Source organism: Mycolicibacterium sp. 624 (assembly GCF_040548615.1).
In the GTDB taxonomy this organism is placed as follows: domain Bacteria; phylum Actinomycetota; class Actinomycetes; order Mycobacteriales; family Mycobacteriaceae; genus Mycobacterium.
The window spans coordinates 1,013,755-1,027,706 of sequence record NZ_JBEPRZ010000002.1; the positions used below are offsets into that span (position 1 = coordinate 1,013,755).

The 13,952-nt window shown below is 66.5% G+C and carries 18 protein-coding genes; 10 read left to right on the forward strand and 8 right to left on the reverse strand.

The annotated features are described in order from the left end of the window. The first annotated feature begins 7 nt into the window (after nucleotides 1-7). Complete coding sequence (phoU, locus tag ABIA65_RS11920) at nucleotides 8-676, forward strand: phosphate signaling complex protein PhoU (protein ID WP_241403130.1); 669 nt, start codon at nucleotides 8-10, stop codon at nucleotides 674-676. A gap of 12 nt (nucleotides 677-688) precedes the next feature. On the opposite strand, the gene ABIA65_RS11925 is transcribed toward phoU, so the two are convergent. Continuing rightward, nucleotides 689-1,198, reverse strand: a complete 510-nt coding sequence (locus tag ABIA65_RS11925) for a MarR family winged helix-turn-helix transcriptional regulator (RefSeq protein ID WP_354523622.1) — start codon at nucleotides 1,196-1,198, stop codon at nucleotides 689-691. A gap of 80 nt (nucleotides 1,199-1,278) precedes the next feature. Between ABIA65_RS11925 and ABIA65_RS11930 the strand changes: the two genes are divergently transcribed. Next, complete coding sequence (locus tag ABIA65_RS11930; protein ID WP_354523623.1) at nucleotides 1,279-2,253, forward strand: quinone oxidoreductase family protein; 975 nt, start codon at nucleotides 1,279-1,281, stop codon at nucleotides 2,251-2,253. Here the strand turns inward: ABIA65_RS11930 and pstB are convergent. The 6 genes from pstB to ABIA65_RS11960 all read right to left on the reverse strand — a co-directional run bounded on the left by pstB (nucleotide 2,250) and on the right by ABIA65_RS11960 (nucleotide 8,011). Then, nucleotides 2,250-3,026 (reverse strand): phosphate ABC transporter ATP-binding protein PstB, encoded by a 777-nt coding sequence (gene pstB / locus ABIA65_RS11935; protein WP_241403127.1) that lies wholly within the window; start codon nucleotides 3,024-3,026, stop codon nucleotides 2,250-2,252. The two genes, ABIA65_RS11930 and pstB, sit on opposite strands and share 4 nt — an antisense overlap. Nucleotides 3,027-3,034: 8 nt before the next feature. Then, nucleotides 3,035-3,949, reverse strand: a complete 915-nt coding sequence (pstA, locus tag ABIA65_RS11940) for a phosphate ABC transporter permease PstA (RefSeq protein ID WP_241403126.1) — start codon at nucleotides 3,947-3,949, stop codon at nucleotides 3,035-3,037. Then, a complete protein-coding gene (gene pstC, locus ABIA65_RS11945; RefSeq protein WP_354523624.1) occupies nucleotides 3,946-5,001 on the reverse strand; it encodes a phosphate ABC transporter permease subunit PstC in 1,056 nt (351 codons plus the stop codon). Before pstC ends, pstA begins: the two co-directional genes overlap by 4 nt. 47 nt (nucleotides 5,002-5,048) lie before the next feature. After that, the gene (gene pstS, locus ABIA65_RS11950) at nucleotides 5,049-6,131 is read right to left on the reverse strand and encodes a phosphate ABC transporter substrate-binding protein PstS (protein WP_354523625.1); all 1,083 of its coding nucleotides are present in this window, start codon (nucleotides 6,129-6,131) and stop codon (nucleotides 5,049-5,051) included. 153 nt (nucleotides 6,132-6,284) lie between these two features. Next, the gene (gene mshD, locus ABIA65_RS11955) at nucleotides 6,285-7,214 is read right to left on the reverse strand and encodes a mycothiol synthase (protein ID WP_354523626.1); all 930 of its coding nucleotides are present in this window, start codon (nucleotides 7,212-7,214) and stop codon (nucleotides 6,285-6,287) included. Further along, a complete protein-coding gene (locus ABIA65_RS11960) occupies nucleotides 7,214-8,011 on the reverse strand; it encodes a winged helix-turn-helix transcriptional regulator (RefSeq protein WP_305853330.1) in 798 nt (265 codons plus the stop codon). Before ABIA65_RS11960 ends, mshD begins: the two co-directional genes overlap by 1 nt. Nucleotides 8,012-8,195: 184 nt before the next feature. Between ABIA65_RS11960 and lmeA the strand changes: the two genes are divergently transcribed. The 8 genes from lmeA (at nucleotide 8,196) to ABIA65_RS12000 (ending at nucleotide 12,371) form a co-directional block, all read left to right on the forward strand. After that, nucleotides 8,196-8,993, forward strand: coding sequence for a mannan chain length control protein LmeA (lmeA, locus tag ABIA65_RS11965; RefSeq protein ID WP_354523627.1), 798 nt, complete (start codon nucleotides 8,196-8,198; stop codon nucleotides 8,991-8,993). Beyond that, complete coding sequence (locus ABIA65_RS11970; RefSeq protein ID WP_241403120.1) at nucleotides 8,990-9,415, forward strand: thioredoxin family protein; 426 nt, start codon at nucleotides 8,990-8,992, stop codon at nucleotides 9,413-9,415. Before lmeA ends, ABIA65_RS11970 begins: the two co-directional genes overlap by 4 nt. Continuing rightward, nucleotides 9,412-9,534 carry an Ms5788A family Cys-rich leader peptide gene (locus ABIA65_RS11975; protein ID WP_354523628.1) on the forward strand — a complete coding sequence of 41 codons (123 nt, stop codon included), beginning with the start codon at nucleotides 9,412-9,414 and terminating at the stop codon, nucleotides 9,532-9,534. Before ABIA65_RS11970 ends, ABIA65_RS11975 begins: the two co-directional genes overlap by 4 nt. An 82-nt stretch (nucleotides 9,535-9,616) precedes the next feature. Beyond that, entirely contained in the window at nucleotides 9,617-10,087 is a 471-nt protein-coding gene (locus ABIA65_RS11980) for a DUF4395 domain-containing protein (protein ID WP_241403119.1), read from the forward strand. 47 nt (nucleotides 10,088-10,134) lie between these two features. Next, nucleotides 10,135-10,968: a sulfurtransferase gene (locus ABIA65_RS11985; protein WP_241403118.1), complete on the forward strand. Its 834-nt coding sequence runs from the start codon at nucleotides 10,135-10,137 to the stop codon at nucleotides 10,966-10,968. A 2-nt stretch (nucleotides 10,969-10,970) separates the two neighbouring features. Further along, nucleotides 10,971-11,273 (forward strand): DUF1416 domain-containing protein, encoded by a 303-nt coding sequence (locus ABIA65_RS11990; protein ID WP_241403117.1) that lies wholly within the window; start codon nucleotides 10,971-10,973, stop codon nucleotides 11,271-11,273. A gap of 172 nt (nucleotides 11,274-11,445) precedes the next feature. After that, nucleotides 11,446-12,111, forward strand: coding sequence for a heme-binding beta-barrel domain-containing protein (locus ABIA65_RS11995; RefSeq protein ID WP_241403116.1), 666 nt, complete (start codon nucleotides 11,446-11,448; stop codon nucleotides 12,109-12,111). After that, nucleotides 12,111-12,371, forward strand: a complete 261-nt coding sequence (locus ABIA65_RS12000; RefSeq protein WP_354523629.1) for a hypothetical protein — start codon at nucleotides 12,111-12,113, stop codon at nucleotides 12,369-12,371. Before ABIA65_RS11995 ends, ABIA65_RS12000 begins: the two co-directional genes overlap by 1 nt. Before the next feature lie 23 nt (nucleotides 12,372-12,394). Here the strand turns inward: ABIA65_RS12000 and ABIA65_RS12005 are convergent, their stop codons facing one another. Further along, complete coding sequence (locus tag ABIA65_RS12005) at nucleotides 12,395-13,888, reverse strand: PucR family transcriptional regulator (RefSeq protein ID WP_354523630.1); 1,494 nt, start codon at nucleotides 13,886-13,888, stop codon at nucleotides 12,395-12,397. Nucleotides 13,889-13,952: the final 64 nt, after the last annotated feature.

Consider the following 13,952-nt stretch of genomic DNA (forward strand, 5'->3'; position numbering starts at 1 on the left):
TGACGGCATGCGAACCGCCTATCAAGAGCAGCTGGCTGCCCTGTCCGACCAACTCGGAGAGATGTGCCGACTTGCCGGCGCCGCGATGGAGCGATCGACTCAAGCCCTGCTGCAGGCCGACCTGGTGCTCGCCGAACAGGTCATCACCGACCATGAGCAGATCGTGGCACTGAGCGCGCGCGCCGAGGAGTCCGCGTTCGTGTTGCTGGCCCTTCAGGCGCCCGTCGCCGGCGACCTCCGGGCGATCGTCAGCTCGATCCAAATCGTCGCCGACATCGACCGCATGGGCGCGCTCGCACTGCACGTCGCCAAGATCGCCCGGCGTCGGCATCCCCAGCACGCACTGCCCGAGGAGGTCAACGGCTACTTCGCCGAGATGGGGCGAGTGGCGGTCGAACTCAGCGGCAGCGTCCAGGAGGTCCTCCTCACCCGCGACCCCGAGAAGGCCGCCCGCATCCGTGAGGAAGACGATGCGATGGATGACCTGCACCGGCACCTGTTCAACGTGCTGATGGACCGGGAGTGGAAGCACGGCGTGACCGCCGCCGTCGACGTGACGCTGCTGAGCCGCTTCTACGAGCGCTTCGCCGACCACGCCGTCGAGGTCGCACGCCGGGTCATCTTCCAGGTCACCGGACACTTCCCCGAGGAAGAGGAACTCTCCACGCCGCACTGACCGGGGTCTGCGTCACTCGCCGGGCACAATCCGGACCCCGACCTTGCGGGCGGCCAACACATCGCTCAGAACCGTCGCGATCACCTGCAGATCGGCGTTCGCGTAGCGCTGGAGGAACGCCTCCAGACCCCTTCGCATCTCGTCATGCAACTCGCGGTGAGCCTCGGCGATGGCGTCACCATCAGCCGTGAGGCTGAGCTGGACCTCCTTGCGATTGCCCGGGATGGGTTCGCGCACGACCAGGCCCGCCTCGACCAGTCGCTGTACGTGCTTGGAGACCGTGCCCTTCAACTGGGCGGTTCTAGCGGCCAGCCCGACCACGCTGACCGGTCCGTCAGCGATGCCGGCGAGCAGGTGCATCGAGAGCGTGGGCAGTGATCGCACATTGTCCAAAAGCTGTGGAGGGCACCGCTGCGCCATGAAATCGCGCTCGGCATCACCATCCTCATCACCGTCGAACTTGTCCCCCACTGCACCGAGCAGGTCGTTGATGGTCGCGATCAACGCCGACTTAGTTTTCACGGAAACAATCTTGACAGGGCACACGCACTCGGGCCATAGTTTCTGAAGAAACCATTTCTACCGAAACGATGGGAACTCCGATGAAGGCTGCAGTAGTCGACGAGTGGGGCCGGCCGCCGGTCTACACCGACTTCCCGGAACCACAGCCAAGAGACGGGGCGATAGTCGCCGCCGTCGAGGCATCCGCGCTGACCAACCTCACCCGTGGCTTGGTGACGGGAGCGCACTACGCCAGCAAGGAGATCGAGCTACCGACGGTGCCGGGCGTCGACGGGGTCGTGCGGCTTCCTGACGGTCGCCGGTTCTACACCGGGGCGCTCGCCCCCCACGGAATGATGGCGCAGCGCACCCTGATCAGCCAGCACGGTGCCTTCGAACTACCCGATGGCATCGACTCGGTCACTGCGGCCGCAATCCCCAATCCCGGTGTCTCGGCATGGCTGTCACTCGAACTCGGCGCTGCGGTGAGGGCAGGCGACCACGTGCTCGTGCTCGGTGCCACCGGCGTCACCGGGTCGATGGCCGTGCAGTTGGCGAGTTCACTCTTCGACGCAGGGCGGGTGGTCGTCGCGGGCCGCGACACGGCACGTCTCGACTGGCTGCGCACAGTCGGCGCCGATGACGCCATCGCGCTGGGGCACGACGACCTCGACGCTCGCGTCACCGCACTCCACGCTGAGCGACCCTTCGACGCCGTGCTCGACTACCTGTGGGGCGAACCTGCCGAACGGACGCTGAGCGCGCTGGCCGCCAGTCACTCCGCCGCGCACTACCACCGCACCCGGTGGGTGCAGATCGGCTCGATGGCCGGGCCCACGATGAGCCTGCAGGCAGGTCTGCTGCGTGGGACGGGCATCGTCATGTCAGGGATCGGGCTCGGTAGCGTTCCGCCCGATGACATGGCACGGGCGCGCACCGAGGCGCTGCCGCGACTGTTCGACATGGTCGCCGACGGCCGACTGCACCTACGCACACAGGCCCGCCCACTCGCTGATGTCGAGCGAGTGTGGACGACGGTCGAGCCGTCCGGGACCAGAGTGGTGTTGGTTCCCTAACCGAAGCGGCCCGAGATGTAGTCCTCGGTGGCCTTCTGAGTCGGGTTGGAGAAGATCTTCTCGGTGTCGTCCAGCTCAACGAGACGACCCGGCTTGCCGGTGGCCTCCAGGTTGAAGAACGCCGTCTGATCGGACACCCGCGCCGCCTGCTGCATGTTGTGCGTGACGATCACGATGGTGAAGTCCTGCTTGAGCTCGGAGATCAGATCCTCGATGGCAAGCGTCGAGATCGGATCCAACGCGGAGCACGGCTCGTCCATCAGCAACACGTCGGGCTGCACCGCGATGGCGCGCGCGATGCACAGGCGCTGCTGCTGGCCGCCGGACAGGCTGCCGCCGGGCTTGTCGAGCCGGTCCTTGACCTCGTTCCACAGGTTGGCACCCTTGAGCGAGCGCTCGGCCACCTCGTCGAGTGACTTCTTGTTGCGCACGCCCTGCAGCTTCAGGCCCGCCACCACGTTGTCCCGAATCGACATGGTGGGGAACGGATTCGGCCGCTGGAACACCATGCCGATGGTCTTTCGAACACCGACCGGGTCGACACCGGCACCGTAGATGTTCTCACCGTCGAGCAGCACCGAGCCCTCGACGCGGGCGCCGGGGATCACCTCGTGCATTCGGTTGAGGGTTCGCAGCACCGTCGACTTCCCGCAGCCCGAGGGGCCGATGAATGCCGTGACACTGCGCGGTTGCACCGCCAGCGCCACGTCGGCCACCGCGTGGAATGACCCGTAGTAGATATTGACGTCTTTGAGATCCAGACGCTTGGCCATCGAGACTCCTAAGCCTGCTTGGGTGAAAAGAACTTGGCGATCAGTCGGGCACCGACATTGAGAAGGGCGATCAGCACGATCAGCGTTAGTGCCGCGCCCCACAGCCGGTCGGTGGGCACCGGGTTCGCCCCCGCGCCTGCCGAGATCTGGTCGTACATCATGCCGGGCAACGAGCCCATGAACCCGCCGAACATGTCGAAGTTCATCGCCTGGGCGTAACCGACCAGGATGAGCAGCGGCGCCGTCTCGCCCATGACGCGGGCGAGTGACAGCATGATGCCGGTGACGATGCCCGACAACGCCGTCGGGATCACGATGCGTGCGATGGTCTTCCACTTCGGCACGCCCAGTGCGTAACTCGCCTCGCGCAGATCCATCGGGACGATGCGCAGCATCTCCTCGGTGGCACGGACGATCACCGGGATCATGAGCAGCACCAGCGCCAGCGACACCGCGAAGCCCGACCGCTGGAAGCCCAGCGTGGCCACCCACAGCGCGTAGATGAACAGCGCTGCCACGATGGACGGCACACCGGTGAGGATGTCCACCATGAACGTGGTGACCTTGCCCAGCCGGGTGCCCCCGCCGTATTCGACGAGATACACCGCGACGAAGACGCCGATCGGGATCGAGATCAGGGAGCACACCAAGCCCTGCAGCAGCGTGCCGACGATGGCGTGGTAGACGCCGCCTCCCGGGGAGAACGCCGTCATGCCCGCCTGGGAGTTGGTGAACCACGTCGGTGACGTCAGGGCCGCGATGCCCTTGGTGATGACGGAGTAGAGCACCCACACCAGCGGCACCAGCGCGACCACTACCGAGCCGGTCACCAGCACCGTGGCCAGGTTGTTGGTGAACTTGCGGCGCGCACTGACGCCCTGGAAGGTGGGCGCCTTGACGGGCGCGTCCAATGTCGACGTCATTTTGCGCCCCTCCCGGCGACCGCGGCGCGAGCCAGCGAGTTCACCACGAACGTCAGGATGAACAGCACCAGGCCGGCCGCGATGTAGGCGCCCGCCTTGTACTGGTCGTTGAATTCGCTTGCCGTGGCGGCGATCTTGCTGGCGAAGGTGTAGCCCCCGTCGAACAGCGACCAACCGAACGCGGTCTGCGTGCCGCGCAGGATGATCAGCAGCGCGATGGTCTCACCGAGTGCGCGACCGAGGCCGAGCATCGCGCCGCTGATGTACCCCGACATGCCGAACGGCAGCACGGTGGTCCGGACCACCTCCCAGCGTGTCGCACCGAGCGCGAGCGCGGCCTCGATCTGACCGCGAGGAGTCTGCACGAACACCTCGCGCGTCACCGCGGTGATGATCGGCAGGATCATCACCGCCAGCACGATGCCCGCGGTGAAGATCGTGCCGCCTCCCGCCACCGATGCCGTGCCCGTCTTGAACAGGAACAGCCAGCCCAGGTTCTCGTTGAGGAACAGGGCGAACGGCTTGAGCACTGGTGCCAGCACATACAGGCCCCACACGCCGTAGACAATCGACGGCACGGCTGCCAGTAGGTCGACCAGATACGCCAGCGGACCGGCCAACCGGCGTGGCGAGTACTGCGTCAGGAAGACGGCGATACCCAGCGCCACCGGCATGGCCAGAATCAGTGCGAACACCGAGACGAAGACCGTCACCTGCAATAGGTCGAGGATGCCGAACTGCATCGCCGATGTGTCGGTGGTGACCCAGTTCCCGCCGTAGGTGAAGAAGTTCTCCGTGTTGCGGGTGAGCGCCGGTATGGCGCGCCACAACAGGAAGACCCCGATCGCCCCGATGAGGACGATGATCAGGATGCCGGAGCCCTCCGAGAGCCCGCGGAAGATCCGATCCCCCAGGCGCACCTTGCCGCCCCTGGATGGGTCGGTGGAGATCGGTTCCGGCGCGGGGAACGGTGAAGCGATGACTTCACCCGACCCCGCGTCGGCTGGATTCGGTGTTGTCACTGTTATCCCGTCGGTGACCCTATCGGTCATTACGTCCTGACCCCGTCCTCACGACATTCTCGCTGGCTTATGTGTCGCTAGGCAATTGCGTCGACGGACTTGAGCAGACGCTCCTTGAACGCGGCCGGAAGCGGGACGTAGCCCGCCGCCGACAGATTCGCCTGGCCCTCGTTGGCCGCCACCGTCAGGAACGACTTCACGGCCGCAGCCGTGTCGGCGTCGTAGCCCTTGGAGCAGACGATCTCGTAGGTCGCCAGCATCAGCGGGTAGGAACCGGCTTCCTTGCTGGCGTACAACGCATCCAGATCCAACGTCAGGTCGTTGCCCTCACCCTTGAACGTGGCGGTGTCAACGGCCTTCTGAGTGGTCTCGTCCGTGAGCTCGACAGCACCGGCTCCGCTGTCGATCTGGACGTAGGGCAGTCCGGCCTGCTGAGCGAAGCCCTTCTCGACGTAGCCGATGGAGCCCGGGGTGGCCTGAATCGCCTGCACGACACCGGACGACTTCTGCGCACCCTCGCCCGCGCCGCCCTGGAATTCCTTACCCGCACCCTTGGTCCACGCTCCCGGAGCGGCAGCGCCAAGGTACTTCTGGAAGTTGTCGGTGGTACCCGAGGAGTCCGAGCGGTAGATCGGCGTGATGCCGGCATCGGGAAGGTTGACGCCCTCGTTGAGCGCGGCGATGGCCGGGTCGTTCCACTTGGAGATCTGGCCCTGGAAGATCTTGGCCAGCACGTCGCCGTTGACGACGAGCTTGTCGACACCCTCGACGTTGAAGGCCAACGCGACGGGGCCGAACACCAGCGGCAGGTTCCAGGCTTCGTTACCGCCGCAGCGCTCGGCGGCCTTCGCGACCTGATCGTCCTTCAGCGCCGAGTCGGAACCTGCGATGTCGACCTGCTTGGCGATGAACTGGTCGACGCCCGCACCAGAACCCGTGGGGTTGTACGCCAGCGTCTTGCCCGCGCAGACCTGACCCCACACCTTGTTGAACTCGGCGATCGCATTCTGCTGGGCCGTCGAACCCTCGGCCGTCAGCGAGTTCTTGCCGCCACACTCCGCGGAGGACGACGACGCGGCACCCGAGGCGCTCGTCGATGCCGGGCCCGCGTTGTTGTCACTGCCGCAAGCGGTCAGCATGAGAGCGGCGGCTGCGGTCATGGACAACGCAGTGCCAATGCGATTGAGCTTCACTGATCCCACTTTCAGTTGACGTCTTCGGACTCTCCGGCAACGTATGCGGCCGTCATGGACGGTTCGCGGATGAAAGGTGAACGTGAAGTGAACAGGCTCAGCGATTACACAGCTGAGAGGCTAACCGGCGGTGTACGCCACGTCAGCGCTGAAAACATCGAATCCCAAGCGCTCGTACGTCTTCACCGCGGCTGAGTTATCTGCCTCGACGTAAAGCATCACGGTGGCGGAGGGCCCCAGCCGGTCACTCAGATGGTGTAGGCCGACCAGTGTCAGCGTGGCTCCCAGACCACGGCCCTGGGCCGCGGGGTCGACGCCGACGATGTAGACCTCACCCAAGCCATTCCCGGGGTCGCTCTGCTCCTGCCCACTGGGCCCGGGGCTATGAACCTTCGTCCAGTGAAAGCCCAGCAGTCCGCCGGTCTGCTCGTCGAACGCCAGGAACAGCCCCTCCGGGTCGAACCAGGACTCCGCGCGCCGCTCGGCCACCTCAGCCTCGGTCCACCCGCCCTGCTCGGGATGCCAGGAGAACGCCGCGTTGTTGACGCGCAGCAGCTCGGCGTCATCGGCGGGTCCGGCGTACGTGCGCAGCCGTACGCCGGGCGCCACGGTCACCTCGGGTAGGTCGGCGAGCGACCGTCGCATCTGTAGCAGTTCACGAACGCTGTTCAGGCCCAACGACTTTGCCAACGCGCGGGCGGCCTCGAGATTGCCGTGTGCCCAGATCCTGGCACCGTCACCGCCCTCGGCGAGCCCGGCTCGGACCAGCGCCGAACCGATACCGCGCCTTCGCGCCGCGGGGTGCACGACGACCTCGGCCATTGCGGGTGCCTCTGCGGACCCCGGCACCAGGTTCAGATAGCCGACGATCCCAGAACCATCGGCGGCCTCATCATCGACGGCCAGTAGGTGCCGGGTGCGGTCGTGGGGCAACTCTCGGAGCACCCCGTCCCCCACCGGGGCGACACCGTCAGCCGCCGTAGTGGCATCGACGATGTCGCGGATCCGACGCTGCTCGGCCTCGGACAGTGTTGGGTGCCAGGCGATCATCACTGCGTGCGGAGGGGGTCGAAGGCGTCCGACATGTTCTCGGGCGCCGTGTCGTAGTTCTCTGCGGCGTAGTCGTCCACATCGTCCACGTCGTCGGCAGGGTCGGGCTCCGGGGCGGCCGTGCGACCGCGAGCGGGCCGCACCGCCTTGTAGCCGACGTTGCGGACCGTGCCGATCAGCGCCTCGTACTCCGGGCCGAGCTTGGCGCGAAGCCGTCGCACGTGCACGTCGACTGTCCGGGTGCCGCCGAAGAAGTCGTACCCCCACACCTCCTGCAACAGCTGCGCGCGGGTGAAGACCCGTCCGGCGTGCAGTGCGAGGTACTTCAGCAGCTCGAACTCCTTGTAGGTGAGGTCGAGTGGCCGGCCACGGAGGCGCGCGGTGTACGTGCCCTCGTCGATGACGAGTTCACCGAGGCTCACCTTGCCGAGGCTCTCCTGGTCGGCGACGCCACCTCGGCGGCCGACGAGCAGCCGCAGCCTGGCGTCGATCTCGGCGGGCCCGGTGCTGGGCAGCAGGATCTCATCGAGACCCCACTCGACACTGACGGCCACCAGGCCGCCCTCGTTGACCACGGCCACGACGGGAACCGACGTCCCCGTGGTGCCGAGCAGCCTGCACAACCCACGGGCAGCGGCCAGGTCGGTGCGTGCGTCGACTATCGCCACATCAGCGCTGCCCGCCTCGAGAAGTGAGGACACCTCGGTCGGCGCGGCACGCACGGTGTGCGCCAACAACGCCAGCGAGGGCAGGACCGACTCGGGATGCGGGTCGACGGTCAGAAGTAAAAGATCCAACGGGTCCTCCATCACGCTCCGGGACGCCGACCCGACCCGGCTACGCCGACGGTGTCTGGTCACAGCCCAGATTCATGGCTGACACGTGGCCGTTACCGACCAACGATCGCCTAACGATAGCGTGCCACCTGCGAATTAGCCGCGCTGAGCGGGTGCCCACCCACCAGTACGCCAGAATGTGGCAGTGCGCAGGATCCTGATCGGTCTCATCGCGGGCCTGACATCGCTCGTCGTCGCAGCCGTCGGTGTGGACTTCGGGGCCGCGATCTACGCCGAGTACCGCTGGGCCCGCAGCGTCAGGACCGCCAACGACCTGGGCTTTGACCCGTGGGTCAGCATCCTGGGCTTCCCGTTCCTCACCCAGGCGCGCGAGCACCACTACGGCGAGGTGGAGATGCGCGCCTACGGTGTCGCGCACCCCCTGGTGGGGAAGGTCTCACTGGAGTCCACGCTGCACGACGTCGACCCGAGCGGGTCGTCCTGGCTGGTCGCGCCCGACACCACCCTGCAGGTCGGCAAGGTCGAGAGCCGCATCATCGTCGACTCGACTCACGTCGGCCGCTTCATGGGCGTCAAGGACCTTCTCGTCGAGGCGCCGACGCGGGAGACCAACGACGCCACCGGGGGCACCACCGAGTCGGGCATATCCGACAGCCACGGCCTGGTGTTCACCGGTACGCCCACCGCGGCCGGTTTGGACCTGCGGGTCAGCGTCTCCGTGGACCTGACGATCGTCGGCGAGGATCGGACGACGGTGGCACTGACACCCACCGGCGTACTCACGGGGCCCGGTACCGCCGACCAGGAGGTGCCCGACGAGCAGCTCGCCGCGGTGCTCGCCGCATTCACCACCCGCCTGCCGGGCATGCGGCTGCCCTTCGGCATCGCACCCACCAGCGGAGGCGCCCGCGGGTCCGACGTCATCGTCGAGGGCATCGCCGAGGGACTAACCCTGCCCCTGGATGGGTTCCGACAGTCATGAGCACTTCGGTCGTCGCGGTCATCGCGATCCTCGTCGGCGCGCTGGGCGTGGCCTACGTGATCGGACGACTGATGACGCTGCGGGCCGGCCTGATGCGCGCCCAGTCGGCCGAGGACTCCGTCGACACCAGCGACCTGGGCCTGTCGACGACCGGACCGACCATCGTCCACTTCACCGCCACGTGGTGCGGACCGTGCGCGGCCGTACGCCGTGTCGTCGACCAGGTATGCGCGGAGCTACCCGCCGTCGCTCACGTCGAGATCGATATGGACGCCAATCCAGACGCGGCACGGCGCCTTTCAGTGCTGTCGTTGCCGACGACCTTCGTCTTCGACGTCGACGGCCGCAGGCGATATCGCGCCACCGGTGTGCCCAGGGTCGCTGACCTGCGGTCGGCCGTCGAACCGCTATTGGCCCAATGACGCGGTCTTTGGGTAAGCTGTCGGTCGTGTCCGCCCGCCTTGAGCCCATGCTCACCAAGCGCCGCGCAGTCGATCTGTGCCGCGTCGCGGGTTGTTGCTGTTGTTGTTGTAGCTGCTGAGTCCCGCGCCCTTTTCGCGTCGCACTCGGAGCAGCCCCTCGTGGTGTGCCCACCAACAACTGTCCAACAGCAGGAGCAATTCGTGTCGAACCAGAACTTTGATCAGGTTGACGTTCGCGGTCCGCGTTTTTCCGCGTGGGTGACCACGGCCGTCATCGTGGCGGCCCTGCTCACCTCTGCCGTCAGCCACACCACAGCGGCGCTACTTCTCGCCGCCCAGGGCGTGGTCTTCGCCGTGGGCGCACTCGGTGGCCCCCGCAGGCAGCCCTACGGTCAGATCTTCGCCAGGCTCATCTCGCCCCGGCTCGGTCCGGTGACCAAGCGCGAGCCCGTACCGCCCCTGAAGTTCGCGCAGTTCGTCGGCCTCATCTTCGCGGTGGCAGGCACAGTCGGCTTCGCGCTCGGCTGGACAGCGCTGGGGTGGACGGCAACCGCCCTCGCGTTGATCGCCGCATTCCTCAACGCCGCCTTCGACATCTGTCTGGGCTGTCAGCTGTACCCGCTCGTCGCTCGTCTGCGTCGAGTGAGGGAAACACCTCACGTCCCCGCCTGAACCCCAACACCCCACTGAACCCCACAGCAATCGAAAGGAATCCCTACATGGCTCGCAGTGACGTGCTCGTCAGCACCGAATGGGCTGAGAACAACCTCGAGGCCCCCAACACCGTGTTCGTCGAGGTCGACGAGGACGCGTCGGCCTACGACGTCGGTCATATCGCCGGGGCGGTGAAGCTGGACTGGAAGAAGGACCTGCAGGACCCCGTCAAGCGTGACTTCATCGACCAGCAGCAGTTCTCGAAGCTCCTGTCGGATAAGGGCATCGGCAACGACGACACCGTGATCCTGTACGGCGGCAACAACAACTGGTTCGCGGCCTACGCCTACTGGTACTTCAAGCTGTACGGCCACGACGACGTCAAGCTCATCGACGGCGGGCGCAAGAAGTGGGAACTCGACGGGCGTGCGCTCTCCAGCGACACCGTCGACCGGCCATCCACCTCATATGTGGCCAAGGCCCCGAACAATGACATCCGTGCGTTCCGCGACGAGGTGATCGCGTCGATCGGCGAGAAGAATCTGGTGGACGTCCGCTCCCCCGACGAGTTCTCGGGCAAGATCCTGGCGCCGGCGCATCTGCCGCAGGAGCAGAGCCAGCGTCCGGGCCACGTACCCGGTGCCATCAACGTGCCGTGGAGCAAGGCAGCCAATGAGGACGGCACTTTCAAGTCCGACGAGGCCCTGGCCAAGCTGTACGCGGAGGCCGGCCTGGATGGCGAGAGGAAGATCATCGCGTACTGCCGAATCGGTGAGCGCTCGTCGCACACCTGGTTCGTGCTGCAGGAATTGTTGGGCCACAAGAACGTCAAGAACTATGACGGCAGTTGGTGCGAATACGGCTCCCTGGTGGGTGCCCCGATTGAGTTGGGAAGTTAAATATGTGCTCTGCACCTAAGCAAGGCGTGACGTTGCCCTCGGGCGTCGACCTCGAGAAGGAGACGGTCATCACCGGCCGCGTCGTTGATGGCGCCGGCCAGACCGTCGGTGGGGCATTCGTGCGCCTTCTCGACGGCTCTGACGAGTTCACCGCAGAGGTCGTCGCGTCGGCGACCGGTGACTTCCGGTTCTTCGCGGCACCGGGTTCGTGGACGCTGCGCGCACTGTCGCCCTCCGGCAACGGCGATGCCAGCATCGCCCCGTCCGGCGCCGGTATCCACGAGATCGACGTCAAGGTCGCCTGACCCAGTGCGGAGGCGGGGCATCGGCAAGCGGGGGCACCCCCCGAGCCGAGGCCCCGCCGAAGAACTAGGATGACATCGTGGTTCTGATTTTCGAGTTGCTGCTAGTCGTGGCCGTCGTGGTCATCACGTGGTTCGCGGTCTATGCGCTGTACCGGCTCGTCACTGACGAGTTGTGAGTTCTGACGACGCGTCGACGAGCGGTCTGACCCCGGGATCCGGCGACCGCGCCGTTGCTGCGGCCGCCGAACGCGCCAGGGAGACCGCGGGCCGAAACATCCCCGGGTTCGACGATCTGCCGGTTCCCGCGGACACAGCAAACCTCCGGCTTGGCGTCGGGCTCAATGACGCACTGCTGGCCCTGTTGCCGATGGTCGGTGTCTGGCGCGGCGAGGGCGAGGGCCGCGACTCCGACGGCGACTACCGATTCGGCCAGCAGATCGTGGTCTCGCACGATGGCCGCGACTACCTCAACTGGGATTCCCGGTCGTGGCGGCTGTCCGAGACCGGCGAGTTCGAGGTCGCCTGGCTGCGCGAGACCGGGTTCTGGCGGTTCGTCGACGATCCGGCCGACCCGGGCGAGTCCCAGGCCATCGAGCTACTGCTGGCCCACTCCGCCGGCTATGTCGAGCTGTTCTACGGCAGTCCCATCACGCAGTCGTCCTGGGAATTGGCCACCGACGCGCTGGCACGCAGCAAGTCGGGTGCGCTGGTCGGCGGCGCCAAGCGGCTGTACGGCATCGTCGAGGGTGGTGATCTCGCCTACGTCGAGGAACGCGTCGACGCCGACGGCGGACTGGTGCCCCACCTCTCGGCCCGACTGACTCGATTCGTCGGCTAGTGCGACCCACACACCTGCTCGGCGCGCTCGCCGCGGCCGTAGCGCTCACGTCGTGTGGTGCTGCGGCCGAACCCGCCCAATCACCGTCACCGTCGGCGCCGGCCACCCCGATCGGCCACGGCGGCTACGCCGAATGCCTTGCCGAGCACGGGATCTCCACACCACCCGCCGGTCCTGCCGCACCGCCTGGAGTCGACCCGCAAACCTGGGTTGACGCGCAGCGGGCGTGCGCGGGCAAGGCTCCCGGCCCCACATCCTGACGCGTCGGACACATCCTCGTTCGTCACCGCCCGCGGTCATGTAACAGAAGCAGGGCGGCGACCCGCTTACCTGGCGTATCCAGGTCTGCACCCATGATTCGCTCGGCCTTCTTCATCCGCAGTCGCACGGTGTTCGGATGGACATTCAACATGGCCGCGGCGGCGTTGACGTCCCCCCAGTGCTCGAGCCAGGCACGCACGGTGCCGGCGAGCTCGGTGCCCTCGAGGCGATCGGCATCGCGCAAGCGCTGCAATTCGCTCTGCGCCACGGTGTGAACCGCGGTGACAGCGCGGCTCAAAACGATGGCGTCCCAAACCTGTTCGTGTGTCGCAGAGCGATGCCTCAAGTCGCGCGCCGCGGCCAGCGTATCGACCGCTTCCACACGGGCCGCCGCCAACCCAGAGCTACCTGCGGTGACTCTGCTCGCTCCGAGCGCCCCGGGGGCGGACTCAGCGATATCGTTCAGCCATGGCCAGCCGCCCGGGCCGGGTCGCTCGCCGACCACGGCGAACACCTGTGCGTCGACATCGACGAGCACAGGATCCTCCCAGGACTTCTTCCGCAGGAACGTCCGCCACAGGGTCAGATCCTCGCGCGGGCCGACGCTTGAGAGTCGTTGCAGAGCCACAACTCTGACTGGCTCAGCAACCAGTGACGCGTCCTGCTGGTCGGCGGCGACCTCACCAGCGAGCGCCGCGCGGAGCCGACCTATCGAGTACCTTCCTGCCACCTCGAGTTCGGCGCAGAACCGCACGAGATGCAACGTGACCGCGGTGCACGCCGCAAACAGGCGCGCCTCGAGATCCGGATCGAGGTCGTCATCTGAGATTGCCCAGATCGAACCGATCAGCTGGCCGCCCACGCGTAGCGGGATGACGAGACGCTGCGCAAAGCCCGGCTCCTCGGCCGGCACCAGAAACGGGCTGCTCTCCCGGGCCAACCTCTTGAGAACCCCACTGGCCCGCAATCGCTTCAGGACATCCGACGGAACTGCGCGGCCCATGATGGTTGACGTCCGGGTGACGTCGGCACGGTGTGTGGTCGCCGAGTAGGCGACCACACGGCTGCGGGCGTCTTCGATCGTGACCGGCGAGTCCAGAATCTTGGCCACCACCTCGGCCAACGCGAACAACCGCTGCTGCGCCGATGCGGGACGCGTCACGTCCGCCTGGCCGTCCAGCAACAGTCCGCGCGCCAACCAGATGAACTGCGACCAGTCCATCTGTGGGTTCAACGCCGCCAACGTGACGCCCCGCTCGGCGCCGCAGGCTCGGACGGCATCTGAGACTGGTTGCGGCAGAACGACTACGGCAGCGGCGACACTGGCGGCCAGCTCGACGACCTGCCTCTGCATCTGCTCCTCGGTGGCACCGACGGCAGCTATCAGCGAACCGGCGCCTGCAGCCAAGTGGTCACCCCACAGGTGCACCGCTGTCACAACACGTGGGCTGCCCTCGACCAGGGTCGTTGCAACCCCGGTACCCAACGCCTCGCAGAAATCCACGCCTTGAAGCATGAACAGACTGTAGATCCCGAACAGCCGCGAGCTGCCATGGTGTCCAGTTCTGACATCGCCCCTA

Bases quoted from the DNA above. Each gene is read 5' to 3' on its own strand.
- pstC (WP_354523624.1), bottom strand. From the start codon at position 5,001: ATGACCGATAGGGTCACCGACGGGATAACAGTGACAACACCGAATCCA.
- ABIA65_RS11975 (WP_354523628.1), top strand. From the start codon at position 9,412: ATGACGCGGTCTTTGGGTAAGCTGTCGGTCGTGTCCGCCCGCCTTGAG.
- ABIA65_RS11970 (WP_241403120.1), top strand. From the start codon at position 8,990: ATGAGCACTTCGGTCGTCGCGGTCATCGCGATCCTCGTCGGCGCGCTG.
- ABIA65_RS12005 (WP_354523630.1), bottom strand. From the start codon at position 13,888: ATGCTTCAAGGCGTGGATTTCTGCGAGGCGTTGGGTACCGGGGTTGCA.
- pstB (WP_241403127.1), bottom strand. From the start codon at position 3,026: ATGGCCAAGCGTCTGGATCTCAAAGACGTCAATATCTACTACGGGTCA.
- ABIA65_RS11930 (WP_354523623.1), top strand. From the start codon at position 1,279: ATGAAGGCTGCAGTAGTCGACGAGTGGGGCCGGCCGCCGGTCTACACC.
- mshD (WP_354523626.1), bottom strand. From the start codon at position 7,214: ATGATCGCCTGGCACCCAACACTGTCCGAGGCCGAGCAGCGTCGGATC.
- ABIA65_RS11985 (WP_241403118.1), top strand. From the start codon at position 10,135: ATGGCTCGCAGTGACGTGCTCGTCAGCACCGAATGGGCTGAGAACAAC.
- phoU (WP_241403130.1), top strand. From the start codon at position 8: ATGCGAACCGCCTATCAAGAGCAGCTGGCTGCCCTGTCCGACCAACTC.
- ABIA65_RS11990 (WP_241403117.1), top strand. From the start codon at position 10,971: ATGTGCTCTGCACCTAAGCAAGGCGTGACGTTGCCCTCGGGCGTCGAC.
- pstA (WP_241403126.1), bottom strand. From the start codon at position 3,949: ATGACGTCGACATTGGACGCGCCCGTCAAGGCGCCCACCTTCCAGGGC.
- pstS (WP_354523625.1), bottom strand. From the start codon at position 6,131: ATGACCGCAGCCGCCGCTCTCATGCTGACCGCTTGCGGCAGTGACAAC.